This is a genomic window from Planctopirus sp. SH287 (genome assembly GCF_056500625.1).
The window spans coordinates 3,253,896-3,279,498 of the sequence record NZ_CM151403.1 but is presented as its reverse complement, the minus strand read 5'-3'; the positions used below and the strand labels follow the sequence as shown (position 1 = coordinate 3,279,498).

25 protein-coding genes are annotated in these 25,603 nt (G+C 50.0%); 17 read left to right on the top strand and 8 right to left on the bottom strand.

What is annotated here, in order from left to right:
- Positions 1-952: 952 nt before the first annotated feature.
- The 4 genes from SH287x_RS12175 to SH287x_RS12160 all read right to left on the bottom strand — a co-directional run bounded on the left by SH287x_RS12175 (position 953) and on the right by SH287x_RS12160 (position 3,462).
- A complete protein-coding gene (locus tag SH287x_RS12175; protein ID WP_479514584.1) occupies positions 953-1,255 on the bottom strand; it encodes a hypothetical protein in 303 nt (100 codons plus the stop codon).
- Between the two features lie 347 nt (positions 1,256-1,602).
- Positions 1,603-2,082, bottom strand: coding sequence for a hypothetical protein (locus SH287x_RS12170; RefSeq protein ID WP_479514583.1), 480 nt, complete (start codon positions 2,080-2,082; stop codon positions 1,603-1,605).
- 18 nt (positions 2,083-2,100) lie between these two features.
- Complete coding sequence (locus SH287x_RS12165) at positions 2,101-2,961, bottom strand: polymorphic toxin-type HINT domain-containing protein (RefSeq protein WP_479518703.1); 861 nt, start codon at positions 2,959-2,961, stop codon at positions 2,101-2,103.
- Between the two features lie 60 nt (positions 2,962-3,021).
- A complete protein-coding gene (locus tag SH287x_RS12160; protein ID WP_479514582.1) occupies positions 3,022-3,462 on the bottom strand; it encodes a hypothetical protein in 441 nt (146 codons plus the stop codon).
- Positions 3,463-4,352: 890 nt separating this feature from the next.
- Here SH287x_RS12160 and SH287x_RS12155 point away from each other — a divergent pair.
- The 9 genes from SH287x_RS12155 (at position 4,353) to SH287x_RS12115 (ending at position 14,714) form a co-directional block, all read left to right on the top strand.
- On the top strand, positions 4,353-5,453 hold the full coding sequence (locus SH287x_RS12155; protein WP_479514581.1) for an aminotransferase class V-fold PLP-dependent enzyme: 1,101 nt from the start codon (positions 4,353-4,355) through the stop codon (positions 5,451-5,453).
- A 201-nt stretch (positions 5,454-5,654) separates the two neighbouring features.
- Positions 5,655-7,028 carry a lipid II flippase MurJ gene (locus SH287x_RS12150; RefSeq protein ID WP_479514580.1) on the top strand — a complete coding sequence of 458 codons (1,374 nt, stop codon included), beginning with the start codon at positions 5,655-5,657 and terminating at the stop codon, positions 7,026-7,028.
- Positions 7,029-7,047: 19 nt separating this feature from the next.
- Positions 7,048-8,133, top strand: coding sequence for a glycosyltransferase family 4 protein (locus SH287x_RS12145; RefSeq protein ID WP_479514579.1), 1,086 nt, complete (start codon positions 7,048-7,050; stop codon positions 8,131-8,133).
- 76 nt (positions 8,134-8,209) lie between these two features.
- Positions 8,210-9,343 (top strand): hypothetical protein, encoded by a 1,134-nt coding sequence (locus SH287x_RS12140; protein ID WP_479514578.1) that lies wholly within the window; start codon positions 8,210-8,212, stop codon positions 9,341-9,343.
- Positions 9,344-9,444: 101 nt separating this feature from the next.
- The gene (locus SH287x_RS12135; RefSeq protein WP_479514577.1) at positions 9,445-10,593 is read left to right on the top strand and encodes a glycosyltransferase; all 1,149 of its coding nucleotides are present in this window, start codon (positions 9,445-9,447) and stop codon (positions 10,591-10,593) included.
- A complete protein-coding gene (locus tag SH287x_RS12130) occupies positions 10,590-11,765 on the top strand; it encodes a glycosyltransferase (RefSeq protein WP_479514576.1) in 1,176 nt (391 codons plus the stop codon). Before SH287x_RS12135 ends, SH287x_RS12130 begins: the two co-directional genes overlap by 4 nt.
- A gap of 44 nt (positions 11,766-11,809) precedes the next feature.
- The gene (locus SH287x_RS12125; RefSeq protein WP_479514575.1) at positions 11,810-13,033 is read left to right on the top strand and encodes a glycosyltransferase family 4 protein; all 1,224 of its coding nucleotides are present in this window, start codon (positions 11,810-11,812) and stop codon (positions 13,031-13,033) included.
- Position 13,034: 1 nt separating this feature from the next.
- Positions 13,035-14,081, top strand: coding sequence for an NAD-dependent epimerase/dehydratase family protein (locus SH287x_RS12120; protein WP_479514574.1), 1,047 nt, complete (start codon positions 13,035-13,037; stop codon positions 14,079-14,081).
- Positions 14,082-14,123: 42 nt separating this feature from the next.
- Positions 14,124-14,714: a sugar transferase gene (locus tag SH287x_RS12115; protein ID WP_479514573.1), complete on the top strand. Its 591-nt coding sequence runs from the start codon at positions 14,124-14,126 to the stop codon at positions 14,712-14,714.
- Between the two features lie 875 nt (positions 14,715-15,589).
- Here SH287x_RS12115 and SH287x_RS12110 read toward each other — a convergent pair.
- The gene (locus SH287x_RS12110; protein WP_479514572.1) at positions 15,590-16,060 is read right to left on the bottom strand and encodes a DNA-methyltransferase; all 471 of its coding nucleotides are present in this window, start codon (positions 16,058-16,060) and stop codon (positions 15,590-15,592) included.
- On the bottom strand, positions 15,991-16,320 hold the full coding sequence (locus SH287x_RS12105; RefSeq protein ID WP_479514571.1) for a hypothetical protein: 330 nt from the start codon (positions 16,318-16,320) through the stop codon (positions 15,991-15,993). Before SH287x_RS12105 ends, SH287x_RS12110 begins: the two co-directional genes overlap by 70 nt.
- Here SH287x_RS12105 and SH287x_RS12100 point away from each other — a divergent pair.
- The 8 genes from SH287x_RS12100 (at position 16,319) to SH287x_RS12065 (ending at position 22,446) form a co-directional block, all read left to right on the top strand.
- A complete protein-coding gene (locus SH287x_RS12100) occupies positions 16,319-16,750 on the top strand; it encodes a hypothetical protein (RefSeq protein WP_479518761.1) in 432 nt (143 codons plus the stop codon). The genes SH287x_RS12105 and SH287x_RS12100 overlap by 2 nt on opposite strands.
- On the top strand, positions 16,693-16,920 hold the full coding sequence (locus tag SH287x_RS12095) for a Y-family DNA polymerase (RefSeq protein WP_479514570.1): 228 nt from the start codon (positions 16,693-16,695) through the stop codon (positions 16,918-16,920). Before SH287x_RS12100 ends, SH287x_RS12095 begins: the two co-directional genes overlap by 58 nt.
- Positions 16,921-17,102: 182 nt before the next feature.
- Positions 17,103-17,459, top strand: a complete 357-nt coding sequence (locus SH287x_RS12090; RefSeq protein ID WP_479514569.1) for a hypothetical protein — start codon at positions 17,103-17,105, stop codon at positions 17,457-17,459.
- Positions 17,460-17,909: 450 nt separating this feature from the next.
- Positions 17,910-18,818, top strand: coding sequence for a DNA adenine methylase (locus SH287x_RS12085; protein ID WP_479514568.1), 909 nt, complete (start codon positions 17,910-17,912; stop codon positions 18,816-18,818).
- Positions 18,815-20,341 (top strand): HTH domain-containing protein, encoded by a 1,527-nt coding sequence (locus SH287x_RS12080; protein WP_479514567.1) that lies wholly within the window; start codon positions 18,815-18,817, stop codon positions 20,339-20,341. Before SH287x_RS12085 ends, SH287x_RS12080 begins: the two co-directional genes overlap by 4 nt.
- Positions 20,338-20,964, top strand: coding sequence for a methyltransferase domain-containing protein (locus SH287x_RS12075; protein WP_479514566.1), 627 nt, complete (start codon positions 20,338-20,340; stop codon positions 20,962-20,964). Before SH287x_RS12080 ends, SH287x_RS12075 begins: the two co-directional genes overlap by 4 nt.
- Positions 20,961-21,815: an SIR2 family protein gene (locus tag SH287x_RS12070; RefSeq protein ID WP_479514565.1), complete on the top strand. Its 855-nt coding sequence runs from the start codon at positions 20,961-20,963 to the stop codon at positions 21,813-21,815. Before SH287x_RS12075 ends, SH287x_RS12070 begins: the two co-directional genes overlap by 4 nt.
- A complete protein-coding gene (locus SH287x_RS12065) occupies positions 21,805-22,446 on the top strand; it encodes a non-canonical purine NTP pyrophosphatase (RefSeq protein WP_479514564.1) in 642 nt (213 codons plus the stop codon). The genes SH287x_RS12070 and SH287x_RS12065 overlap by 11 nt, the downstream gene beginning before the upstream one ends.
- A gap of 154 nt (positions 22,447-22,600) precedes the next feature.
- Here SH287x_RS12065 and SH287x_RS12060 read toward each other — a convergent pair whose 3' ends face one another.
- Both SH287x_RS12060 and SH287x_RS12055 read right to left on the bottom strand, forming a co-directional pair.
- On the bottom strand, positions 22,601-23,869 hold the full coding sequence (locus tag SH287x_RS12060) for a glycosyltransferase family 2 protein (RefSeq protein WP_479514563.1): 1,269 nt from the start codon (positions 23,867-23,869) through the stop codon (positions 22,601-22,603).
- Between the two features lie 2 nt (positions 23,870-23,871).
- Complete coding sequence (locus SH287x_RS12055; protein WP_479514562.1) at positions 23,872-25,602, bottom strand: hypothetical protein; 1,731 nt, start codon at positions 25,600-25,602, stop codon at positions 23,872-23,874.
- Between the last annotated feature and the right edge of the window lies 1 nt (position 25,603).

Sequence of the window (25,603 nt, the reverse complement as noted above, 5' to 3'; positions counted from 1 at the left end):
ACTCGCATTCGTGATCTCACAATCGGAAGCCAGACGAATTCAAGTAGTAGTAGGGCAGGCTCCCCCCTGCCGATGTTTCTAGCGGTCATCATTAGTCAGGTAGGGTGGGTTAAGGCTTTGCGCAACCCACCAGATCTGTCTCAAACGCAGCGGGGTAGCCCAGGTTGACTGTCCTTATTAGTAGCCAACGTTTCGAGCGGCTATCGCTAGCTGTGAAGTACATCCAACCGGCAGGCAGGAGCCTGCTACATGACTGTCAAAGAACCACGAGTCCAGTAAACGCGGTTAAATAATCACCTCCATAGGACGTCGGACGGATTCGGGTTCACCAGAAGTACATGCCCCGAAATCATAGATAGGCAATGCCCGCACCTACAGAGAACGCCGTAGCATGCACATACAGACGCCTTAGCCAGTCGCGCTAAAATAGCCGGTTTGGTATGATTTGTCAGTCAGGTCTTCATGCTCAGGCGCCAGCACTTACCCCTAGTAGGTATTTAGAGTCACCTTGACAACCACAGCTGAGCAAGACTGGAAGTTTATCACTCGATTGCCAATCATCACTGAAATGTTTGTTACAATATGGGCATTGCCAAGAAATATGATTGACTTCTGAATCGCAAGATTCCTTGATTTCAATTGAAACTGCGGCAGCTGCGATGTTAGTTGTAACAATTCGCCAGCCATCTTCATTTATTCCAATAGCTCATTTGTCACCTAAAGCACCGGCATCTCTACTCGGATCTCCAAATGCATGCGACCGCTCAACCAACGAGCGTGCCTTATCATAACTTAGCGCGTATGAAAAATCACGATCATTCCATCTTCCGACATAGACGTTAAGTTTTTTTTCATTCACCATAATTACTCAATGTTGCTTAAGACGTTGCGAAGCAGTCGACGAATATCAGTAGTAGGGCAGGCTCCCGCCTGCCGATGTTTTTAGCGGACATCATTTGCTGTGAAGTACATCCAACCGGCAGGCAGGAGCCTGCCCTACATCATCTGGCGTAACGGGGCCTGTGGTTGGTTTACGATTGGCGAATTTGCCCAGCAGGCTGTTGAGCTTCTCTTTGGCGGTTTGGGTGTTGATCTTCGACGGAATCACGCCCTTGATCTTCGCCAAAACCGTTTCGGCTTTCAAACCCGCTGCCACTTCGCCAGCACCCGCCGTCAGCACGGTGAACAGCACAATCCCATGAATTCTACCGCTCACCCGGGCATAGGTCACCGGATCAGTATAATACTGCTGCACCCCTTGCAGAATCGACCCCGCGGGGTGGCCCAGGTTGACTGTACTCAGTCCACCTGGGTGGCAACGTCACAAGAGGTTAACGAGATTGAAATAGGTTATCCGAAGGCTTTCTTAGCCGTGGCAAACAGGTTGGGTCACGACGCTCAATGGAAACAGTGACATGCCTTGTCTTATCGGTAGCCAATCTCTTGTGCTTCCAAGCACACAGGTCGCCCGCAGACGGGCAACCTGTGCCTCACAGCGTCATGTGGCGTCTCGTGTGACTGTCGTCACCCAGACGTCCAACACCACGTCCGAGTCATCCCGCCGTAAATGGCTGTGAGTCCCCTCTGGCAAATTGATTAATTCTATCTCTCTCCAACGATCGCCAAGCATGCGTCCTGGAATTTCATTTTATTGTTTTTTATCGCTAATGAACTAATAGCAACCGATGGCTGTATTATAGTGTTGCCGAACCAAAAACCAAACCCGTCTCGAATCTGTGTTTTTTCTGCAATTGCTATGGCCAATGCACAAGCTAGGCCAAGTATGTACTCTGTTGGTTCCCGTGTCCCACCAACAGAGACCGTTGCTACTCGATGATTGTCGTATATTACACTGGAGATAAAAACCTGATCTTGGAAATCTATGTATTCAATTTGGTAAAGAGCCTCATCATCGAGTATTTCACCATCCACAGGTGCGGATTCACCTTTAATAATTTGAGACAATGCAATTTGAGGAATCAATTTTGTGTTTAGTAAGCCTTGGAGTACGTGACCAGTTTCTTCGACTAATTTTTTTGCGATTATCGAAGTCGCAATATCAATTTCAAGGTCAATAGACATCAATCACTCCATGTTGCTTTATCTTGTAAAATGTACCCAGCCATCTTTTGTCAACACACTTATAGATTTCAAGGAAGGTTGCTGTTGAAGAATATCTTTGACAGGCCCGCTCAGTACTGCCTCAGCAGACACGTTCGCAGCTTCAATAAAAACTTCAACCCCTGATACCCCAGCGTTAGCAGCTTTTACACCAGCCACTTTCGCTGCTTGTGTTACAGCAACAGGACTTTTTCCGGACACACTTTTGAGTTGAGCTGGGCTTCCATTCAGCTCACCGTCGATTCCCGGTGTGTTACTCTTCAACTGGCCTTCGAATATACCGCCTTTCTCGTCGGCAACTTTCTGTGCGAAGTCGGCTTCTTCTTTTGAAAGCTTATTTTTAACAACAGTCCCAGTCCCTAAGCTTGAAGTAGTCCCCTTGGGTGGTAATCCAACGACATTATCATCGACGGCTTGTTGGGCCAGGTGTCTGGCGTAGTCTTCGGCTTCTGGCTTGGTATCGAAGATCCCGCCTTTGACCGTCTCGCCAAGCTCGTCAATGACCCTCCATTTTCCATCAGGCAGCGGATTGGGATCCACGCTGTACGCGTTATGCACCCAGACCGCGAAGCCCCAGTCGGGTTTGCCCACAAAGTACGTGTGATCCTCCTCCACCCGCAGATTATACACCACCGCATCCCGCTCTTCACGGTCGATGGCCTCCACAACAACCAATCCGCCCTCTTCCGTGGCGATGTGTAAGCCCACATCCAGATCAACAGCCGCTTTCCAACCCATTCCCGGCACAAAGAACGGGTGTTGCGGCGTGGTGTCAATGACCTGACCGCCAATCGTCAGGCGAATCGCTGTCGCCTGGAACTGGAACAGATCCTCCACCACCTGCAAGCGATTGGCAGCCGTGGAATCCTGCTCCGGCCGTGACCAGGGGATATTAAATATTTATTTTTCTGGGTATTTACTGCCATGTTTGAAAACAGAACCAGGGAACATATATTGTGCTTTCTCCATACGCATCTCCACCAACCGTCGAAGAGTCTTATCTCGATTTTCAGTAGAAAACAATCGCTCAATTTCTGAAAACTGTTGCCCCAGAAATGTAGTGTCATTCTGCAAATCTGTAGGAGCATCTTGCGGTACTCCACCAAGCAAAACAAGACGTACTAGATCAGGTGAGAACCATTGGGTTCCGTAACCGACTTCCAAAAATTCATCTCCACGATCACGCACAAAGCGAATGCTTAGTAAGTCTGTGGCCTCCACGACTTGTATCATCTGATCGAAGGAGTTTGATTTTTCAGGCTCCCTGACGCGTAATCCATACTGATCAACCAGATGTTGAAACAATGCACTTACACACACTGGTAAATAAACATGTGACATAATAACTCCATATTATCGAACTGGAGGGATCAATGTAGTTCCATCTAGACTGAGTTTATATCCCTTGGAGAAAAAGTAATCTAATTCTTTTCGGAAAAAGCTGCCAGACGTAGCACGATCCACTGGAGATGCGAGACGAATCTTGTCGCCATGAGCGATTGTGCGATCGAGAAATTTCAGATTCGCAGGGTGGCCCCAGTTGAAATTCTGATTTCTACTGGGGTGGCTAAGCCATAAGAGGTTTCATCCTCAAGTCGACGTCTGTCACAAGAAACACGGTTTGGCACAGGCTGCCTGTCTTCGGGCGTCTTATATGCTGAAAGCACAAGAGGCAGTTTAAGGAAAAGATTCGAGAACTGACACGTCGGACACGCAGGGGCAGTCTGGATCTGTTGGTAACATCACTGTCACGCCGTTCGCATCGCTGGAGTAGGAGCTATGGTATCTGTAAACACGAGCAGCCTACTTGTAAGATCCAGGCTCGAAGATTCATCCGAGCGTGCGTAACTTTCTGCTGCGTAACATCATCTGGAGAAAATAGCCGCGATGTAAAACAAAATTTGCGAAACGGCCAATGCGGAACGTGCCTCGAGACTTGGCAGCAACCACCGGCGGCAGCAGCCACGGAATGTGACGGCTAAGCAAAAGTCCCAGATTACAGCGAGCCTGCCCGGCGGTATACTGCCGGTCGTCAGAAATGCCTCTGTTGCGTCTCAAGCCAACTTAACCAACTGAATCATCTTGTGCAGACCCGTCCGCAGGGTGTTTTGGAAGAAGTCCGTCGCAAGGCAAACCCCAGTCCCGATTTAAAAAGACGCTTGGAGTGAGATATCCAGCAGAGAGTTTTTGCCTGATATCTCTCCCCAGCCCCAACCCATAATTCACAACTCATGCCCCGCCTCTACTGTGATAACGCCGCCACCAGCTTTCCCAAGGCCCCCGGTGTCGCCGAAGCCATGGTCAAATATCTCACAGAATGCGGAGCCGCCGCAGGGCGAGGCACCTATCGCTCGGCGCTGGAAGCTCAGTCTCTCATTGATCAATGCCGGCTCAAAATTGGCCGTTTTTTTCATGCCCCCGCTGATCGTTTTGTCTTCACGCTCAACTGCACCGACAGCTTGAATCTTGCCATTCGCGGCCTTCTCAAGCCCGGCGATCACGTCGTCACCACCGTCCTCGAGCACAATTCCGTTCTCCGCCCACTTGCCTGGCTCGAGCAAACGATCGGCATCACGCAAACGCTGCTCACTCCCAACGTACAGGGTTGGATCGAACCCGCCGACCTACGTGCCGCCCTCCAGCCAAACACCCGGCTGGTCATCACAACACACGCCAGCAACGTGACCGGCGTCATCCAGCCGATCGATGACATGGGAACCATCTGCCGTCAAGCCGGTGTTCTTTATCTTGTCGATGCTGCCCAGACTGCGGGGATCCTTTCGCTTGACATGTCATCCCAGCCTGTGGATCTGCTCGCCATGGCAGGGCATAAAGGGTTGAAAGGCCCTCTCGGCACCGGCCTGCTTTACATTCGGGAGGGACTCGACGCTGAAATTTCCCCCTGGCGTCTGGGAGGAACAGGGTTAGCCAGTGAAGACCTTTCGCCCCCCACCTCAGGCCCCGCCAGATTTGAGGCAGGTAACCAGAATTTGCCAGGAATAGCCGGGCTTTCGGCGGCGATGGATTGGTTAGCCGGGCAATCGTTGAAGGAAATTCAAGAGCGCGAGCAAATTTCTCGCAAAGGCTGGGAAATTGCTCTTTTCACGTTTCCGGGAATTCGGCTATTTATGCCGGACAGCCCGAGCGTGAACATCTTGAGCGTGACGGCAGAAGGATTCTCACCCCAAGATTTGGCATTGATTTTTGAACAGGAGTACGGCATGGAAGCCCGCCCCGGCCTGCACTGCAGCCCACTCTGCCACCAATGGCTAGGCACCCTAAAATCCGGCGGCACCCTCCGCGTCAGCGGTGAACGCACGGCTTCCATGTGAAATACTACATAGTTTAGTGACTAGGCCTCGGGTGTTTCGCTTGTTGTCACCAGATAGCATGCCCACCCGCACCGAGCAGTCAAACTCCTCATTGTATTGAAAAATGGCAATTGACTGTTTTGTGTCCTATAAGAAAATTGTCGGTGGCACAGATCAGTTTGAAGATAACAATTTTCATCTCTCAAATTCAGATGCCGAGCAATGACGGATTCGATAATTCGCATACTCAGAATTGTTCATGGTCTAGGAAGTTTCCTTGCGATCACGCTAGTATGCCGGCTCATTGGTTTGAGCAGAGAAATTTTCATCGCCAAGTCATTCGGAATGAGTCCGGCACTTGATCTCTTCTATGCGGCAATGCCCTTGGCAAACATTGTCTTGAACTGTGTAGCAGCGGCACTTGCGACTAGCGCGATCCCCCATATTGCTGAAACCATCAGTAGAAATGGTAGAGGCAGTGAATCGAAGGCCCTCGCAAATAGCATCAAAACAGCCTTCCAGATGCTTATCACTGCCGTTGCCTTCTGCTGGATCAGCATGCTGGCCTTCTGTTTTGGAATGGATAGCCTCTACTCAGGATGCAGAGCGCAACATTGCTTGGTGTTAGGCGCAATAATCTCACCATGGGTATTGATGGCAGGAGTCAACACTTTTATATCTTCGCTTCTGTCTGCAAGAGGCTTCGCGCGACTGGCGATGGCGACGACGGCAATTACACCGTTATGCGTCATAGCAAGCGTCATAATGCAAGAGCATAGTTCCGATGTGAGGATTATTGCTTATGCACTTCTGGCAGGATCTTTGCTAGAAGGAGTAGTAAACTTCTTCATGATGAATAAGTATATGCGAATAAGCGACATCGTAGCGAAGGCAAATAAATTCGATGTGCTTTTAGTCAAAAAAATGTCATCATTGTCCGGGGCGTCTTTAATGTATTCCATATTACCTGTCTGGCACAATTTCCTTGTGGGTCAATATGGAGCGGGAAGTATCACGACTTTGGCCCTAGGAACAAAGCTATTCTCCGCTGCGTCATCTTGCAGTACTCCGGTAATTGACAGGGTGTATTACCCAAATGCGATCGTTTCGCTAATAACCGGAAACAAAGTGCAGTATTTTATTAAGAAATGGTTCGTCTGGTCAATGTTTTCTGGTATAGGGTGTGCTTTTTTGGCCTTGTTCATAAGTGTCTATTCACACGAGTTGACGAAAATAATCTTCCATAGAGGGGCTTTTAGCTTAGAAAGTGTTCAGGAAGTCGCGTCAATCCAGGCGTACATGGCATGGTGTTTACCTGGCTTTGTTTTAACACATATTTGCTCGCGAGCGGCATCAGCATTAAATGTGAATCGGTATATACTCGCTTCGTGCATTATTACTGTTCCGGTGGGAATGGTTGTAAGCACACTGACAGTCTTAGGGTATGGCGCACTGGGCATTCCGATGGCCATTTTAGCGACTCAGTTACTGCATACGATAATTATGATTGGAGCAATTGTATACTGGGAAATTCCAAGACGACAATTGATAAAAGAGTCGCATCAGGCGTCGGCTTCCATCAGTATTGCCGCATAGAATAACAGGATAATATAAAATGCGGATTGCAATTGTAATATGCTCACTACAACAGGGTGGGATGGAAAATGTTGCTTTGCGTTTGGCGGTAGGTTGGTTGGCGACAGGTCATCAAGTGGAATTGACAACTATTTTTCCCGTCGAAGATGATTTCTACGCGGCCCCAGATGGAATAGTGCGTTACGATTTGTCAAAATTAGTTGGAGAAAAATCTGGGATATTCGGAGCGTGGAGGAGAATTCTTACTATTCGGAAACATTTGAGGGAGTCTGCGCCAGACGTGGTGGTTGCTTTTGGCGATGTTACAAATTGTACCGTAATCGCAGCAATGTTCGGCAGCAAAACCCCTGTTGTTATTACTGAGCATACAGACCCAAGGGAGAACCCTCCACCTCGTCAATGGGAAATCGCTAGACGATGTCTATATGGCTATGCGTCTTCGCTTGTTGTTCTTACAGATAGCGTACGTGATTGGGCCAGAAATCAGTTTCCAAGGCTAAAAGTGTTTACTATAGGTAATCCACTGCCTGAATTGCAGATTCCTATTGCAAATAGTTCAGTTAAGAAGGTTATCTCTGTAGGAAGGCTAGTGTCACTGAAGCAAGTTGACCTGATTTTACGTGCATTTGCATTGGCGTCTGAAAAAATCCCTGGTTGGCAGTTAGATATTATCGGAGATGGTGAGGATCGTGCAGGTTTGGAGCGTCTTTCACGAGAGTTAGGAATTGATAAATCCGTCTGCTTTATGGGGAGGTCAAAGGAAGTTTTCTCGCTCATGGCAGCAGGTTCGATCTTCGTGATGGCGTCTAAATTTGAGGGCTTCCCAAATTCTCTTCTTGAAGCGATGGCGGTTGGCTTGGCGCCAATATCATCAAATTGCCGCAGTGGCCCATATGAGATGCTTAAGGGTGGTGAGTGCGGTGTTTTGACACCAGTCGGTGACCTTCAGGGTTTGGCTTGTGAGTTGAGTCGCTTGATGGCGTCTCGAGAAGACAGGGAAGCTATTTCTACGAAGGCGCTGTATGTCCGAAAGGAATTTTCCATGCTAAGAATTTTAATGCTTTGGGACGAAGTTCTATTGTCTATGGTTCCAGTAAAAAGCTAGTCACACTGTACGCATGTGTAAACATTAATGAATGGCAATATATGGACTGCGTAGCATGCTAGAATGCCTGTCACTTATGGTCTGGGCGATTGGCTTTTTAATTCTAGCCCTTCGTCTTCAGCTTAAACATGCATTCATGATTGCGACCGCGAGAGTAATGGTACCGTACACCTATTTTTCCGGTTGGTGGGGTAGGCAATGGACACTTTCTGACGACATTGAGTACTTGGAGTCAGCAGAGCGATACCTGAACACTGGTTATTCTTTTCATGAACTCCTGTGGTCGTCGGATGCCTGGCAGTATTTAGAGTCGCTCGCTGGCGGGAGTCATGTTGTTTATAACGCGTTTAACGTTTTGTGCATTGAAACGTTCGGGTATAGCTATTGCGCTCCGGTGCTAGTGAATATTGGATTTAGCTTTGTTGCTGGCGAGTTTTATTCTCGAATCATGGAAAATGCTGGAGTTCCTCGCAAGATTGCGACTTCAGCAAGAATATACAGAGAGTGTCATGCCAATTATTTCACTTGGATTGCTATATTTAATTTAAAGGAGTCGCTCGTCGAACTCTGTATTCTTGTATTGGTTTATGGGTTGCTTGAGTGTCTTAAGCGGGTTAGCTGGGCATCGTTCGGTTTTGCATTCGCAGGGATGTTGTTATTAATTCCTCTCCGCAGTTATACGCCTGTGGTAGTTGGCGCATCTTTTGTGATTTATACTCTATTTCAGTTAAAGTTACGATATAGATTTGGCGTGATTGCTATATCGATGTTAGGATCTCCCTATGTTTATTCGCTAATGATGAGAGGAGGGCATTTTCTAAATCCTTCGGAAATTGTAAGCGGATCACTGACCTTTATTATGACTCCACGTCCCTGGGGGATTGTCCCAGAATATCAATTTATGCTTCCTGCCGCGATTCAGCAGTGGGTGATGTTTATTCCCGCAGTCTATGGTGGTTGGGTGCTATGCCGTAAGCATCAACCGAGATGTCGGGTGATTGTGGTGTTGGTGATTATGTTTATTGGATTTTATGGGATTTTCGAGGAATTACGAGGGCCTCGTCATCGAGTCCAGTTTACTAGTCTCATGACATTGCTGGAGTTTGTTGGAATAGGTGCAATCCTTGGTTGGCACAAATATGCACCAACCGGTTCAATTGCAGCGCTTCATACTAGAACTGTCCCCCCTGTTGTGTCCCGTGCTGCGTGAGCAGAATGAATTAGATTGCTATGGCATTGGAAGCTTTAAGCCATATTGTCATTTTTTTGTTTGACAAAATTTTGTGTTTAGAAATATGAGAGTTAACTCCAGTGCGTGTTCTATGTTGTGTCGCGACTTTGGATGTTGGTGGCGCGGAAAGGGTTATGTGCAATCTTGCCAATGAATTGTCATCTCTCGGTGTCAACACAACTCTAGCTGCTGGTGACGCATCAGGTAGGTTGAAAGAAGATATTTCTCCTAAGGTGCGTCTTGTTGATTTTGAGTCTTTCCGAAGCCTCGTTGCAATTCCAAAGTTGCTACGGGAGGTTTGGCGCTGGAGACCGGATGTTATCTTAACCGTCGGAACCCATCTGAATGCGCTAGTGGGGGCGGTGAGGTTTCTTTTCCCAAGTGGTGTGCGCGTGGTAGCTAGAGAAACTAGCTTGTTGGATGGTGTGTTTTCTGCTCAAAGTCGTTGCAAGAAGTTTTCCGCTAGTAAACAGTTTGCTCTTAAATATCTGGTTCGTTTTGGATATCCTCAATTAGACAATATTGTGTGTGAGTCTATTGGTGCTCAGAATGGGGTCATCAAGTATGGACACATACGGTCTTCAAGAATCTCGACAATCTATAATCCGGTGTCTTTTGAAACGATTCGTGAAAAAACTGCGTGCTCCATTGATCCTTTCGGCGACCGTTCGGTTGAGTTTCCGTTTGCTAAGAGGGTTGTCCTTGTCGGTCGTCTGGCAAAAGTGAAAGCTTTTGATCGAGTAATTTCTTCTTTTCCAAAACTGCTTTCCAAATATCCAGGAAGTTCTTTAGCCATCGTTGGAGATGGCGTAGAACGTGGCCCATTAACGGAATTAGCAAGCCGTTTGAATGTTGAGAAGCAGGTGCAATTCGTTGGTTTCGATAGTAACCCTTGGCGATGGATGGCTCATGCCGACTTGTTTGTACTCTCATCCGAATTTGAAAACATGCCAAACGTATTGGTCGAATCAATCGCGTGTGGTTGTCCTTTAGTTACCCTTCAAATACCCGGCGGCGTTAAAGAGTTTTTGACTAAGGTTAACCTGCATGATCGATTTATATCCAGTCTTGACGACTGGAGCGATGAATGGTTCAAACCACTTTCAACTGAAAGCGTGGAGAAAACCAGGTTATTGTTCGATGCGCCGAATATCGTTCAACAGTATATGGCGTTGATGGGGGTTACTTCTCCCGAAGATACGAGGACGAGTAAGGATTGTGAGCAATGAAGGTTTTGCACATTATCAACAGTAGTCATGTCGGAGGAACGGAGCGCGCCCTTGCAGGACTACTTGCTTATTCCTCTGCAAAAGGAGTCGAGAATTATGTCATGACTCTCCTTCCGGCAGGATCGTTGGACGAGGAGTATGTACGCAATTCACACGAAGTCATCTCACTTGAAATGACTCGCGGTTCGGCGTCACTGCGTGGCATTAGTCATGCAATCGCACAATTTCGAAAGATCCGCCCAGATTTGATTGTCACTTGGATGTATCAGGCGGATTTACTTTCTACTCTCCTATGGATGGGAGCATTAGGGAAAACCCCTGTAATTTGGAATCTCAGAACCAGTGCAACGACAGATCTTGTGGGACGGACATCGGGTATGGTTCGCTCCGCATGTGCGAAATTATCTCGATACATTCCTTCACGAATTATCTGCAATTCACCTGCGGTTGAAGCCGCGCATCGTCAGATTGGATACTGTAGTGACAGAATGCTTGTAATTCCAAATGGATACGATACGCAAGTATTTAAGCCCAATGCCGAACATCGGGATTCTGTTCGATTAGAACTGGGGATTTCAGCTTCAACAAGGCTTGTGGGAATGTTCGCACGATGGGATCCAGCAAAAGATCACCACTCTTTCTTAAGTGCGGCAATCCAGGTGTGTAGAAGACATTCTGACGTACATTTCTTACTATGCGGAGAAGGGACAACTTCGGCATTAAGCGTGATCTGTGATTTGGCCAATCACTCCGAATGTATGGGTAGATTTCATTTACTAGGTCTCAGACACGACATGAAGCGATTGCACGCTAGTCTCGATATTGGCGTGTTGATGTCGAATATGAATGAAGGATTCCCAAACTCCGTAGCGGAATCTATGGCCAGTGGTGTGGCGTGCATAGTCAGCGATAACGGTGGAGCAGCCTATGTGGTGGGCGACTCGGGGAGAATCGTACCTAAAGGGGACGTCGAATCGCTAGTTTATGAAATGGATCAGTTACTGGCATTATCCTCTGAAGAACTCGTGTCCATAGGGCACAAAGCTAGATCACGAATTGCCGAATTGTTCGACATGAATGTTGTTGCAAAAAAGCATCTATGCCTCTGGCAATCTTTTGGCACATCTCAGGCTGAGGTGAAAGATGCCAACCGATACTCGCGAGTAGCTTAAACAATATCAGCCATCGTATTGCATCGATAAGCAAGAAATTCAATATGAAACATGATCATGATTCCCTATACGACTTCGCGATCATCGTGACAGCTCCTCAGAGTGTCAGGACGTTTTTTCGTGGGTGCATCCAATCACTAGTACGTCGTGGCTGGCGAGTGGCGGTGATTTGTGGAGAGGATAAAGAAGCAAGAGAACTTGTTACATCAGAAGGTGGGATCTACGTCGCAGTGGAGTTTGATAGAGAGATTTCTCTCAGTCGCGATGTTCAGTCTCTGATGAAGTTGTGCTCACATTTGCGTCGGATTAGACCCAGGGTGATACTTAGTGCAACTCCCAAGGCGGGTTTTTTGGGAAGCTTAGCTGGCTTCTTGTGTGGGATTCCAGTGAGGATTTATGGCCAGTTTGGCCTGCGCATGGAAACATGCAGAGGGCTTAAAAGATGTATCACTTGGGGATGTGAACGTGTTGCTATTGTCACATCAACGATATGTTGGTGTGTAAGCATTAGTCTTCGTGACGCAATTGTAGAGTATCGACTGGCAGCCTCTTCAAAGCTAGTTGTTCTTGGCGACGGCACATCAAGTGGTGTTGAGTTCGACCGATTTAATCGCCCTAATGTCAGTGAAGTAAATCGAGTGAAAGGACTAGTGGCTGCTAATCCTGAGTTGCCATGGATCGGGTTTGTTGGCCGATTGACTAAAGACAAGGGGGTTGAGGATCTTTATTCCGCATTTTGTAAACTGAACGATACTGGCCACCAGTGCCGGTTATTGTTGGTCGGACGATTTGAAGACGGGGATCCCGTTAGTTCGGCAATGCGTGATATGATTGAGAATGATGATCGGGTGGTCATCACAGGTTTCGTACAGGACACCGCAATCTATTATCCGCTGATCAAGATGTTGGTGTTGCCTTCCTATCGTGAAGGTTTTCCCAATGTACCTCTCGAAGCAGCATGCGCTGGATTACCTACCGTTGGTTATGCCGCAACAGGTACTGTTGACGCTATTATTGACGGCACGACAGGGGCACTAGTTCCCGTTGGCGATGTCGAAGGGCTAAAGAATGCCATACAAAGATATCTTAGTGATGAGTTAGTACGAATGAAACATGGGGATTTGGCACGGCAAAGGGTTCGGCGAGATTTTGATCCGGAACGCATATGGGCTTGTCTTTTTGATCTCTGTAATAATCTGTTGATGAACAAAGGGCTTTTGTCTCCGTCTCTAAATGAATCCTCATATTGTGCCGATAAGGCAGCGTAAAATGCTGAGTCGTTTTAAGATGCTCGACCATGCGCTTAATGTAAGTAAATCGATCATTCTCGTCACCGGGGCCAGTGGTGCCGTGGGGCGGGAAGTTTGTCGGGGGTTGAGGGCGGCTGGATTTCTCGTCCGCGCAGTGGGCCGATCCGCAGTGGGGCCGGAGGTCGCTGATGAGTCGGTCGTGGCTGATCTCGATGATCGTGACGGGATTTTCAAGGCGATGAATGGTGTCGAGACGGTGATCCACCTGGCGGCGTTGCTGCATATCAACAATCCCGCAGCCGACCTGAAGCAGCAATATTGGAAAGTCAACGTAAACGGCACGCGGCACGTCTGCGAGGCGGCGGCCGCAAATGGAGTGAGCCGGGTGGTGCTGGCCAGTACCGTTAATGTTTACGGCAGCGCTCTAAAAAATGGCGTTGTGAACGAATCGACCGTTCCTCAACCATCGGACTGGTACTCCGAAAGCAAACTGGCCGCTGAAGGTGTGGCGCTCGAGTTTCCGAATACGACCGTCTGGCGGCTGGCAGCGGTTTACGGCCGCGGGTTGAAGGGGAACTATCGAACTCTTTTAAACCTCTCTCGCCGGGGGCTGTTGCCGTGCCTGGGGAATGGCGACAACTGCCGCACCCTGGTTCATGCCACCGACGTTGCACGGGCCGCGATTCTGTTCGGGCGGGGAGCGAAGTTGTCCTCAAGGATAGGGAATCTGTGCGACCCGCATATTCCCACGCTCAACGAAATTCTCGAGTCCATGAAGCAAGCGGGCGGCAACCGGGCTCGAATCGTACACATTCCCGCTGGGCTGGCACGCGGCGGCTTGGGAGCTGTGGAATTGGCCTGCGGCATCGTCGGTCGAAAGCCCCCCGTGGGGCGCTGGCTGGTCGACAAAATGTGCGAGGATGTGGCAGTGGATGGGTCGGCGTTGTGGCAGGAACTGAGGATGTCACCCGCTGTTTCGCTGGCTGATGGATGGCGGGATGCGGCTGGCGAATTGAACTTGATCGAAACGCTGAAATCTGAGAGACCCACCTCTCGGGCCGCCTGAATCTGTTGCGGCAAGTATTCCTGTATGGAATGAGGTCTTCAGGTGAAACGTGCGTCTGATTTAGTGCTCGCGTTGGTGACGGGGATGGTTCTGTTGCCGTTAATGGTGGCCATTGCCTGCCTGGTGCGTCTGACATCACGCGGCCCGGCACTCTACTGGTCAAACCGGGTTGGGCGGAACAATCAGATCTTCCAGATGCCGAAGTTTCGCTCCATGCGAATCGATACGCCCGTGGTCGCGACCCATTTGCTCACAGACTCCCGTTCGTGGATCACGCCGGTGGGGCGATTTCTTCGCAAAACGAGCCTCGATGAATTGCCGCAATTATGGTCGATTCTGCGAGGGGACATGAGCTTTGTTGGCCCTCGTCCAGCTCTATATAATCAGGATGATTTGATCGCAGCCCGAACATCTGTCGGCGTACATCAACTGCCTCCAGGCTTAACGGGATGGGCTCAAGTCAATGGGCGAGATGAACTGTCCATTCCGGAAAAAGTGAAGTTCGATGCAGAATATCTGCAAAAACAATCGCTAGTGCTTGACATCAAGATTATATTGCTGACAGCAGCAAAAGTACTTCGACGAGACGGAGTCAGACAAGCCGACGAAACATCATCACGACGAGCAGCCTAACCTCCCACGCCCACATCCCATGGGTAAGTCCAGACGTCAATGAACGGGCTTTGGCTGTTTTTTCAGCAACCTGTTAGCCAGCGAGCCGTGCGCACGCAGAAGATTCATGACGCGACGAAGCTGGTTTTTGAGCAGTCACACCAAGCCTAAAGCAGCGAAAAGATCACTCGCAAACTTCTACAGTGCAGTGTGCTGAATTTGCTTGTGTCGTAACAAGGTGGGCAAGGTCATTCAGGAAATAAGCCTCAAAAGCCGTGTCATTTGCCGAGACAGGCCCACCATCATGTAAAGTGGTTCGACGAAATGACCAGCAGAAAACGTGCTCGCTCAAGAGTTCACAGTAACGAAACCGAATGTGAAGCAAGGTTCAACGTGAGCTTCGCGGTGTGAAGTGATCCCCACCGTCCACCAGTCCTGGGTTGCGGCAAATATCCTGAATTCAGGTTGAAAATCACGAGATGGTGGAGATCCGCAGGGATCCCAAATGTCATCCGTGAAAATGAGTCTCAATAAAAAACAAAGCTCTCGGAGTAATCACTCTGAGAGCTTTGTTAGTGCAATTAGTGAGAATCAAACAGAGGTGTCTGGCAGCTTAGCATTTTCGTTACAGTAGAGTTTCCGATTGTTTCTTCAACCGGAAATTCCTCGACTGTTCTGTTTGCTGAAAAAAAACATTCACTCCTATGGAAGGAGTCTCGCATAGCGAGGCCGGCGGGGTTCGAACCCGTAACCTCCGGATCGACAGTCCGGTGGTGAACTTGTCATGTACATTCACCGGATTCTGCGGCTTTGTTGAGTTATTTCACACTCAGACCAAATGTCGATTCCAAAAAAAAGAACACTTGGCAGGAGTGCGTTTGGCCACAATTGGTATGTCAAACTGCCTGAAGACGCTTGGCGGCGATTTCGCAGCAGGCCTCCGAGATCTCGATGCCGATGGCTTTTCGTCCGGTCTGGCTGGCTGCCAACAGAGTGGTGGCACTCCCGGCGAACGGATCCAGAATCGTTCCGCCCTCAGGGCATAATCGCACCAGGTCGGCCATCAGTGCCGTCGGCTTGCCGGTCATATGATGCTTGTCTGTCTGGCGGACGGAGTGACGCAGGCAACCGTCGAACGGCCCGGCGTCGCTCCGGTTCACGCACTTCCCATGGGTTCCCCACACCACGAATTCACACTGGTGCCTGATGTAGCCACGATGTGGGGCTCTTGCCGCCGTCCCCTTGTCCCAGGCGAGAATGCCGCGATGAATGTAATCGGCTCCCTGCATGGCATCGGTCAGCGTGGGGAGCTGCCGCCAGTCGGTGAAGGCCAGCACATGGCAATCTGTTTCAAGTGTCGCCGACACAGCTTCAGCCACATCATGAGCCACCAGCCATAAGCATGACTGTCCTTGGTGTCACCTTGAAATGAAGGTCGACCGCAATCGTTGCTCCCTTGGCAGTACTTCACGCGCGGATCGGCTTTGGCTGCACTGCCAGCGGCACCGGAGCAATAAGGGGGATCGGTGATCAGGGCATCGACTGCCAAGTGATCGAGCTGCGGCAGTACCTCGAATAAGTCGCCGTGGTACAGAGTTACGTTGTCATTCTGGAAATAGGGCTTCATGAAACTCGTTCAAACCTCACAAACGGAACGATTGATTCGGACACACCAAGGGTCGGAATTTGTTCCGGGGGAGGGCGAGCCAGGACATCAAAGTCTGCAAGCTGACCTAAGTTCGTTGAACAGGCATGCCGCTGCATTTTTCGCTTCCTTGCGAATGCAGGTCGGCCTGTTCAAACCAGGTCGATTTGCAGGCCGGGAAGTTGTTAGAGCAGCTTCCCGGCCGACTTGTTTTCAGGGGATGATTTCGAGCGAAATCAATACCCCGATGGTGGCGCTTGCGCGGCATGAGTCAACCGCAGGTGCGCTCCCGAAAGCGTTCCTTAACGGTGTACTTATTGACACGGGTGGTTTCACTGTTGTATACAATGGTGCATGTTTACGCACCGCGCAAACAGTGTTGGCCATTTGGATTGCGACTGCTTTTATGTGAGTGCCGAGAGGGTGCGTCATCCGCACCTTCGTGGACGGCCCGTAATCGTTTTGGGCAACCAAGGGGCCTGCACAATTGCCAAGTCATACGAAGCCAAAGCAGCCGGGATTAACGATTCGTCGGCCCCATGGACGAAACCTAGGTTCCCTTTCAGCCCTGTCAACACGTGAAAATCACAATTGTTCATGAGTCGGCAGTGATGAACAAGCTGCCTGTGAAAATTCCTGAGCTATGTTCCCTGTGAAGTTTCTGACAGACCACTTCTATGGAACTCTTCATGATCAGCTAGGTTCCCCTCAGACTCCATCAGCCCCATGATCCCGCAGAACCGACTGGGCCGGAAACTCCCGCGTTGGATTCAGAAGGGGATGAAAACCAGTGGGCAATGATGGGCACGGCCGACCTGCACGGGCAGCTGGGCATGATCATGAGCTGGTATTGGGATTACGGCAGCATGGGAACATTCAGCGAAGCCATCCGGGGTGTGCGCCTGGTTCACCGCCTGGTGCGGGGACACACTGAGAAGTTCAGCAGTGATGACTGGTGGCTGATCGTGGACGCAGTTGGAAGCTACCCCGAACGGACTCCGGAGCTCGAGGAAGTCTTCCAAATCGCCCAGGCCGGATACCACGGACGCCTTCCAGAAGGCCGGCGAACAAAGAATATACGAAAGAATCAAAATACGGGATCTCATCGCATCCGAGAATGAAGTCAAGATCTATCTGAGACGCAACTGTCAGCTGACGATAAATCAACTCGCAACGATAGGAAGAAAAACCTTCAAGCCCCCACGCTCCGCCGTTCGACCGTCACATGGAGATGTGATCCAGGCGAAGAAAAAGATCAAATACCCTCCTACTGGAATAACCGAGAAAGTCAGCGCAACCGCGACAGCTTGTACCGACTGCATTTACGGAATTCCAATACAAAACTAAATCCACAACAATAGACAATCTCTCTTTTACAATCACGAGACGTACACTCCTGCCTAAACAATAAGAACACAAAGAAAAAACATATCAAACGATGCGAAGGTGACCAAAGCCGTTCGAATCACAACGCTTCAACAAGACAAGACACGTCCTTCTTCTCGTAGGACAATCATTGCTTCAGTAGACACAACGACTTGACGTATCACATCCATTAACAAAGCCACTCAATGCCTTACGCACACTTTCCAACGCCATTCCTTAAATGGGCAGGTGGAAAAAGATGGTTCGCCAACACATCATCGCTTCTTGCTCAAAAAATGACAGGAGCTCATGTCGAGCCATTTCTCGGCAGTGGCGCGTGCTTCTTTGCCAGCCCTTTGAAGACCGCAAGGTTAAGTGACGTTAATCCAGAACTCGTTGCAACGTTTCAGGTCGTCCGCGACCAACCAGAGGCGCTCATTGAACGACTCTCTGCGATGACAATCTCCAAAAGACACTTCGAACAGATCAAACGCGAACAGCCATCATCGAAACTAGAGCGTGCCGTAAGATTCATTTATCTGAACAAAACAGCATTCAACGGAATCTACCGTGTCAATTCCTCCGGAGTCTTCAATACGCCATTTGGCTGCAAGCCAGGCACTGAATTGTGCAAGCAAGATGAAATTCGTCTCTGTTCAGAACGACTACAGAAAACGACGTTGCGAACAATGCATTACACAGAGGCGCTAACTCCGCTTGCAGCCGGGGACTTTCTCTTTGCGGATCCTCCCTATGTAACACAAGCAACAAACACATTTAAAAGATACAACTCTCTTCCATTTACTTGGAATGACCAGATTCAGCTTGCACTGAAAGCTCGCAAACTCGCCGACAAAGATGTCGGAGTGGTCATCACCAATAAATACGATCCAGATATTACAAATCTCTATTCTTCTTCACACTTTATGTGTTTTGTCGTTGGAAGGCGTGCCTGTGTTGCGGCCTCAGCAAATGATCGATCCGAACGACAAGAAGCCATTCTAGTAACTCGTAACTTCGGCATACATCAGAAGAGAATGAAAGATCTTCTCGCATCAACAATCAATACTACGCTATGCTATCACTCACTCAAGCGCAATGTGGCAGTAGCATGACAAGTGAATTCATAGAAGTTGCCCTACAGGTGCTCAAGGCAGCACAAACACCACTAACTGCACGCCAGATTGTCGCAAAAGCCCGGAAAGACAAACTCTTCTCAGATAGTCTAAACGGAAAGACACCGCACCAGACGATGAAATCTAAGATCAGCGTAAGTATACGCACCTTAGGTGACTCTTCCCCATTTGTTAGAACGGCACCCGGTAAATTCTACTTGAGGAGCATGCTCGAATCACAAGGAAAAGAATACAAAGCAAGGCAACTAGCTCCACCTCGAGCAACGGAGCACGTATTTGCTTTCGACGAAGGATGGTGGCCAATAAAAGAAAGGCATAACGGGATAAGTCGCTCAGCGAACAAGTTGCTTAGAATCATAGGCCGCCCAGGAGTGTGCAAACCAGTTCCTCGACTTCAGGCAGAAAGCGACAATGGTCTAAAACAGCTCCTTACATACATTCTCGTACGGCGTGGCGATGCAGTACTATGCTTCAGACGTGGATCCTATAATAGGGTTGAGGAGCTTTTACGTGGCCGGCTTTGTATTGGGTTCGGTGGGCATGTTTCAAGTAAAGACAAATCACTGTTCTCGGCAAATCGAATACCTCTTTTAGAGTCGGCATGCAGAGAGCTGTCCGAGGAATTGAAGCTTCCCGACGATGACCTGAGAAAGCTGGAAGACCCGTCGTGTCTCACGCCTCTGGGGGTGCTAAATGACGACTCGAGTGATGACGGAAGACGCCATGTTGCATTCCTCTATGAGTATGAGGTCTCACAGTCCTCTCAATGGGATTCTCCAACACGCGGAGAAAAATCCATAACACAGCTACACTGGGTCACAAAAACAACGACGGGCGATTCACTATGGGAGTTTGAGTACTGGTCTCAATTGTGTCTAACGAAATTCTATCCACACCTCACGTCACACCTGCCTGCTTACAGAATCTTGAATCCAATGCATGACAAAAACTGTCATGCATTGATCGTGACAGGGCAACTAGCAGGTGGCAAATCTCAAGCAATAAGTGTATTGATTGACAAATTCGGATATGATGTGATTAATACCGGTCGTGTACTTGCAGATATGATGTACATTGCACCGGTACCACAGACACCAAGGGAAGTCTTTCAAAGAGAAGCGAAGAGATACTTGAGTCATAAAGAAAATCAGTCTCTGTTTGTAACTGAGATCTGTCGTCGAGTAGCCCACTCCAATTCAGATCGAGTTGTCATTGACGGGGTAAGATACAAGTCCGTGATTGATTCTATTCGACAAGTTCTAGCTCCTCAGAAAACATATCTGCTTTTCATTCATACGCCTCCCCACGAAGCATATAGAATGTATAAGTCTAGAGATGATAATAATGCAAGCTTTGCGAAGTTTTTATCCCTTAGGACTGACCACACCGAAAGCGAGGTTCCAGACCTATTGGAGATCTGCGATGCCGTGGTTTACAATACCCATGGTCTCGGAGTCTACAAAAAACTTTTGCTACAACTGTTTAGTCGGTGGCTCACATGATGGAATCCTTTGACGGTGGTTATGATGATGGGTATAGGCAGTGTCCGTGCTTCTGGGGGACGCAGCCGGGATCTATTGTCACTCTACTTAATGATCAAGTTGTCAGCTGGCATGGTATGAAGGTTCTCGATCTGGGTTGTGGGGAAGGGAAAAACTCGTACTTCCTATCCAAGTTGGGTGCAGATGTTTACGGGTTAGATTGCTCGGCACTTGCAATTGACAGTGCGAAGAGGAGATCCTCAGGCAACAATCCCCCAAAATTCTACTTGGGTAATGCGGTCGAGACGGGCCTGCTTGACCAGAAGTATGATGCAATAATTGCGTATGGGCTTCTGCATTGTCTCGACTCAGTTTCGGCTGCATCACAACTTATGACACGAATGAAGGCGGCAACTAACAGAAGGGGGTGGAATATTGTTGTCTGTTTCAATGATAGATCGCAAGATCTATCTGCTCACCCAAACTTTTCGCCTCTTCTATTTCATCATAGCACAATCACCCGAATGTATGCGGACTGGCAGGTCGTATACTGTACTGACTCTATCTTGTGGGAGCGACATCCAAACAATGAGATGCTCCACCATCATTCAATGACCCGCCTGCTTGCCAGGAGACCCGAATGATTAGTTGTCCAGAAGAGTTGAAGTTGCATTACGCTGCCGGGCGGGTCATTCCGTTCATTGGCGCGGGCGTCTCGATGTCACTACAATGGAAGGATCGCGAAGGAAATAATCGGAGTGGGCCGTCGTGGTCGGAGCTTGTCGAGAGAGCGACTTCTGTCCTAGGTTTCTCAGATGCAAGGCTCGCGAGAGCGAGAGGAACCGACCTGCAAATCCTTGAGTATTTTAAGGAGATGAACGCCGATCAGATCGCTCAACTTACCAACTGGTTTAGTAGCTCGATGATTCCTCCTAACGACAAATTGAAAGCTTCCAGCATCCATCGTGAACTTTCTGAAATGATGGAGTGCAAGACGTTTTACACGACTAATTTCGATACCTTCATTGAGGATTCGTTTAAACTCAATGGGAGGGAGTGTAGTGTTGTAGCTGTTGAAAGCCAAATGGGCCGATCAAACAACAACACTGTTGTTGTTAAATTCCACGGCGACATCAATCATCCTGGGGAAATTGTTCTAACGGAGTCTGATTACGAACACCGTCTTAGGCTAAGTCGACCACTGGACTACCGCCTTCGAGCAGATCTTCTTGGAAGAGTAGTTCTCTTCATAGGGTATAGTTTTCGTGACCCGAATGTGTCCTACTTATTCCGACTCTTTACAGATTCACTCACTGGTGAGAGCGGCGTGTTGAAAGGAAGCAGGGGTTACATTCTATACCCGAACCCATCTGATTTTGAACGTACTTTGTTTCAGAGCCGTAAGCTGAATGTCATTGGCTTTGACGAGCGTCATGCAACAAGAGAAGTCACCAAGTTCTTGCGTGAGTTACGAGGTGGGGATCATGCGTCGTAAGAAGATTGTCTATGTCACCATGAGCAGATTTAAGCGAGATGAGTCGTCGTTGATGCTTAAGTGTTGCCAGACTTCGAGTGGCGTGAAATTTGGTGATATTGTTGATTTCTCTTATGAAAATAAAGACGTCTCACAGATTTTGGAACTGGACATTAAAAAGCTAGTTGAGCGTAGAACAATTGACGCGTATGAGATGGTTCGAACACCTTGTATTGTCGAGTATGCGGGATTGATCCTTGATAAGTATTTGGACAGATCCTACCCGGGTGGAATTACTAAAGCCATGTGGGACGCTTTTCAAGACGATTTCTTGAAGGAGACTGGCTTTGCTGGCCAACGTGCCATTGCCCGTGCGGTCGTTGGCTACTGCGACGGAAAGTCTATTAGGACATTTGTAGGCGACACTCAGGGTGTTTTGTCACGGAAACCAAAGGGTGATCGTAAATTTTACTGGGATACTGTTTTCATCCCTGATGCACTCGAGGGTGAGAAGAACAAGCTAACCTACGCGCAGATTGTGGAGAGGTTCACATTGCGAGAGAAGGTGGTGAAGTATTCTCAGTCTATGAAGGCAATAAGAGGGCTGGTAGATTATCTTCAAAGCCCCGAGTCTAGGGGACTATGGATTTAATTGAATCTCTTTGGTCGTTTCTTTTCTTTATGCTGCATCCGTGGCGGGGTGACGCCTGTCACTAGAAACATTTATCTAATTAACTTTAAGTCGGCTGCCAGAGATGGTGGCCGGTTTTTGTTTTTTTCATCCCCAAAAGTGATTCCGCGTGGAATCAGGCGGAACTCACCTTCCGGGAGGGCATCGTTGGGGGCGGGGCTGGTGCTTTCGGGCGGTTGGTCTGATTGGTTTCCACAGCTTCCTGCGTCTGGCAGGTGAGGCAGTTGGTCAGATCGTTCCGGCGTTTTCCTAAGATCACCAGACCGTGCTTCCGACAGTCGAACGTGGTGACGGCCTGGCTCTTCATGCTCGGGCAGCCGATGTTGCACAAGATCTGCCCGGACTGGCGGCCACGAAAGGGGCAGGGCAGCGACTCCAGCAACTCCTGTTCGCCCGGTTGCAGGTGCTTATTGAGCAGGTTCGATGGCGGGGGGGTGAGGCGCTGAGTTGTCAGCGGTTTTGGTGGTAGTGGATCTTTTCCCCGGCCTCGCTCTACGATGCCCAGTTCTTTGATCAGGTCTGCCCATTGCTGTTCGCTCATTCTCCGGGGCTGGACGTGGGCGGCTTTGATGCCGGACAGTTCGGGATAGCCCAGTTCTTTGTAGCCGATCAATGCGTTTTTGGCTTTCGTGGTGAAGTCTTTTCCCACGTAGGGTGAGCCGTCCACGTCGCCGTATTGATGGACGTACTGGAACTCCGGGTGCACCCACGCATGACGGCCCGCTTGGCGGTACTTTTCTTGAATGTAGTGTTCTTCACCGCCCCAACCGCGACAATCCGCGTGGAAGCCTAACCAGCTCGCGCGAAGCACCAGAAAGAACCCGCAACCAGCGGTGGCTACCTTGTAGGGTTTCGCGTCCGCAGCGAGCGTGTGAGGTGCCGCCGTGCAGACTCCGAAATTGCCGTCAGCTCCCCAGCGCTCGGTGCGATGGCTGCAAACCACGGCGGGCGTGCCGTCCGGGTTGACCATCTTTAGATGGAGTTCCATCGCGTGGTGAATGTCATCGTCGAGCGGGTTCGCGTCGATCCATGACAGGATGCGTTCCAGAACTCGGGGTGGTAGCTCACAGTGGGAATCGAGGCACAGCACCCAATCGCCGCTGGCCTGACGCAGGACTTCATTCTTCGTGGGAGCGGTGCCTGCTGATTCACTGAACTCTACGTAACGGGCGTGGGGCAACTCGCCGAGCCGCTCTTTCGCTTTGGCTGCATGTTTCTGGCCACGGGCCTTGTCCGGGATGGTCAACGAATTGTCGACGCAGAGCAGCTCCACGTCCTCGACAACGCCCAGCGCGAGGCGGTCTTTATGCAGCCCCGCCAGCGTGTGCCAGAGGCGTTTATAGTCGCAGCATGTGGGAATGCCGATCGTCAGTTTGGGAGCCATCTTTATATCCAAGTGTAGTATTCATAACCGGCGTAATAGCCGCCGCCTTCGTCGATCATGATGTCGATGAACACGTCACCGACGTATTTAAGAATCAAGCTGTCGCCGACTCCACAGCTGATATAGGTGGCCGGTTCCACTTCGCAGTAGTATTGATGTCCGTGGAGGCCATCCCCCCACGTGAAGTTCGCCCCTTCGGGGTACAGTGGGCCGTAGACCGTGAAGCTGAGAATTTCATAAAAACAGGGCGACCCGCCCCCTGTCCCCGATCCGGTTTCGCTCTCACTCCCCGATCCGGTTTCAGACTCACTGCCAGTGCCGGAATCTGAGCCGGAACCCGTCTCTGAGCCGCTGCCAGCGCATTCGCCGTCAATGCTCCAGTCTCCGTTGCTGCCGGGGAGCGTCTCGATATATCGCGTCTCTTCGTTGAGTTCGTCGTAACACCTGAACGACGTGCCCTCACACTCGAGGGTGATCCAGCCGGTGTCATCAATCCAATGCCAGCCATCCCAGACCAGGGAATGGGGTGTACCGCTGATGGTGAGTACGATTTCGGCAGGCGTGCCGGGCGTGCAATCGCAAGGGCCGGTGCCGGTGCCTGATCCCGTTTCCGATTCGGTTCCGGAATCACTGCCAGTGCCCGACTCCGAGCCGCTGCCTTCGCAATCGAGCGGCATGGGCTGGCAGGGCGTTTCCGCGTATTGGCCGGTGTATTCTCCGGGAATTGTCGGTGGGCAGGCGTCGCAACCGGCTTCGTACGAACTACAGGGAGATGACCCCACTTTTTCCCAGAATCCCGGCTCTGAATAACCATTCCATTCCCACGATTGCGACGTCACGCAGGACGGGCCTGTGCCACTGCCGGTCTCGCTGCCAGTGCCAGAGTCTGAGCCAGTCCCCGAATCCGAGCCGCTGCCGGTTTCCGATTCACTGCCGCTGCCCGTCTCCAGCGGCGGGCATTCTTCAAGGTATGGTTGCGTGCAGGGCACATAGACCACTTCGCCGTCTTCCACGCCCTCGCGTGTGGGCGGGCAGGAGCGGCAGCCATCGGGGCACAGTCCGGTGCCCGCCCAATAACCATAAGTGGCCGACCAAGACCATCGCTCCTCAGTCTCGCAGCCTGTGCCAGATCCGGTCTCGGAACCGGTGCCAGAATCTGAGCCAGTCCCCGAATCCGATCCACTTCCGGTATCAGATCCCGTACCAGAATCAGAGCCAGTGCCGGTGTCATCGTCACAGCTGACAGCACTGAGGACAGCAGAGGTGGGATGCGTCGGCAATCCGGTCTCCGCGTCCTTCGGCAATTCGACAGACCCACTCAGCGACTCGCAATCACCGTCGTAAGTGTAGGTCGCACCGCCGACACCCACCACAATTGACGCCCCTTCGTCGTCCACGCTCACACTAATTGTGTGATCTTCGTTCGACCAGGTGCACGGATTGGACGTGCCGTTGGATGTCAGTCGATGCGTTCCATTGAGCGGCGCCGCACCTCCCGTGGCTCCGCTGAAAACCACCTCAAAACACTCGGGGCAACCGCAAGGATTTTCTTCAGGCTCCTCCGGCTCCCACGGGCCGGTAAAGCTGACCGGTGGCCATGGCCCGCCAACTGGCACGCCTTCGCTTTGACGCCGGAGATTCCGCCAGAGCCGTTCGATATCGACTTTTGCAATCTCCACATCTTGTCTGAGGGCATTTAGCTCCTGCATGGATGTCCGGAATGGCGTCGTCATT

Excerpts from the sequence above, each read along its gene's own strand:
- SH287x_RS12125 (WP_479514575.1), top strand. The coding sequence starts at position 11,810 with ATGAAACATGATCATGATTCCCTATACGACTTCGCGATCATCGTGACA.
- SH287x_RS12080 (WP_479514567.1), top strand. The coding sequence starts at position 18,815 with ATGACAAGTGAATTCATAGAAGTTGCCCTACAGGTGCTCAAGGCAGCA.
- SH287x_RS12145 (WP_479514579.1), top strand. The coding sequence starts at position 7,048 with ATGCGGATTGCAATTGTAATATGCTCACTACAACAGGGTGGGATGGAA.
- SH287x_RS12130 (WP_479514576.1), top strand. The coding sequence starts at position 10,590 with ATGAAGGTTTTGCACATTATCAACAGTAGTCATGTCGGAGGAACGGAG.
- SH287x_RS12100 (WP_479518761.1), top strand. The coding sequence starts at position 16,319 with ATGAAACTCGTTCAAACCTCACAAACGGAACGATTGATTCGGACACAC.
- SH287x_RS12055 (WP_479514562.1), bottom strand. The coding sequence starts at position 25,602 with ATGACGACGCCATTCCGGACATCCATGCAGGAGCTAAATGCCCTCAGA.
- SH287x_RS12095 (WP_479514570.1), top strand. The coding sequence starts at position 16,693 with ATGTTTACGCACCGCGCAAACAGTGTTGGCCATTTGGATTGCGACTGC.
- SH287x_RS12065 (WP_479514564.1), top strand. The coding sequence starts at position 21,805 with ATGCGTCGTAAGAAGATTGTCTATGTCACCATGAGCAGATTTAAGCGA.
- SH287x_RS12140 (WP_479514578.1), top strand. The coding sequence starts at position 8,210 with ATGGTCTGGGCGATTGGCTTTTTAATTCTAGCCCTTCGTCTTCAGCTT.
- SH287x_RS12155 (WP_479514581.1), top strand. The coding sequence starts at position 4,353 with ATGCCCCGCCTCTACTGTGATAACGCCGCCACCAGCTTTCCCAAGGCC.
- SH287x_RS12170 (WP_479514583.1), bottom strand. The coding sequence starts at position 2,082 with ATGTCTATTGACCTTGAAATTGATATTGCGACTTCGATAATCGCAAAA.
- SH287x_RS12150 (WP_479514580.1), top strand. The coding sequence starts at position 5,655 with ATGACGGATTCGATAATTCGCATACTCAGAATTGTTCATGGTCTAGGA.
- SH287x_RS12120 (WP_479514574.1), top strand. The coding sequence starts at position 13,035 with ATGCTGAGTCGTTTTAAGATGCTCGACCATGCGCTTAATGTAAGTAAA.
- SH287x_RS12105 (WP_479514571.1), bottom strand. The coding sequence starts at position 16,320 with ATGAAGCCCTATTTCCAGAATGACAACGTAACTCTGTACCACGGCGAC.
- SH287x_RS12075 (WP_479514566.1), top strand. The coding sequence starts at position 20,338 with ATGATGGAATCCTTTGACGGTGGTTATGATGATGGGTATAGGCAGTGT.
- SH287x_RS12060 (WP_479514563.1), bottom strand. The coding sequence starts at position 23,869 with ATGGCTCCCAAACTGACGATCGGCATTCCCACATGCTGCGACTATAAA.
- SH287x_RS12070 (WP_479514565.1), top strand. The coding sequence starts at position 20,961 with ATGATTAGTTGTCCAGAAGAGTTGAAGTTGCATTACGCTGCCGGGCGG.
- SH287x_RS12085 (WP_479514568.1), top strand. The coding sequence starts at position 17,910 with ATGCCTTACGCACACTTTCCAACGCCATTCCTTAAATGGGCAGGTGGA.
- SH287x_RS12160 (WP_479514582.1), bottom strand. The coding sequence starts at position 3,462 with ATGTCACATGTTTATTTACCAGTGTGTGTAAGTGCATTGTTTCAACAT.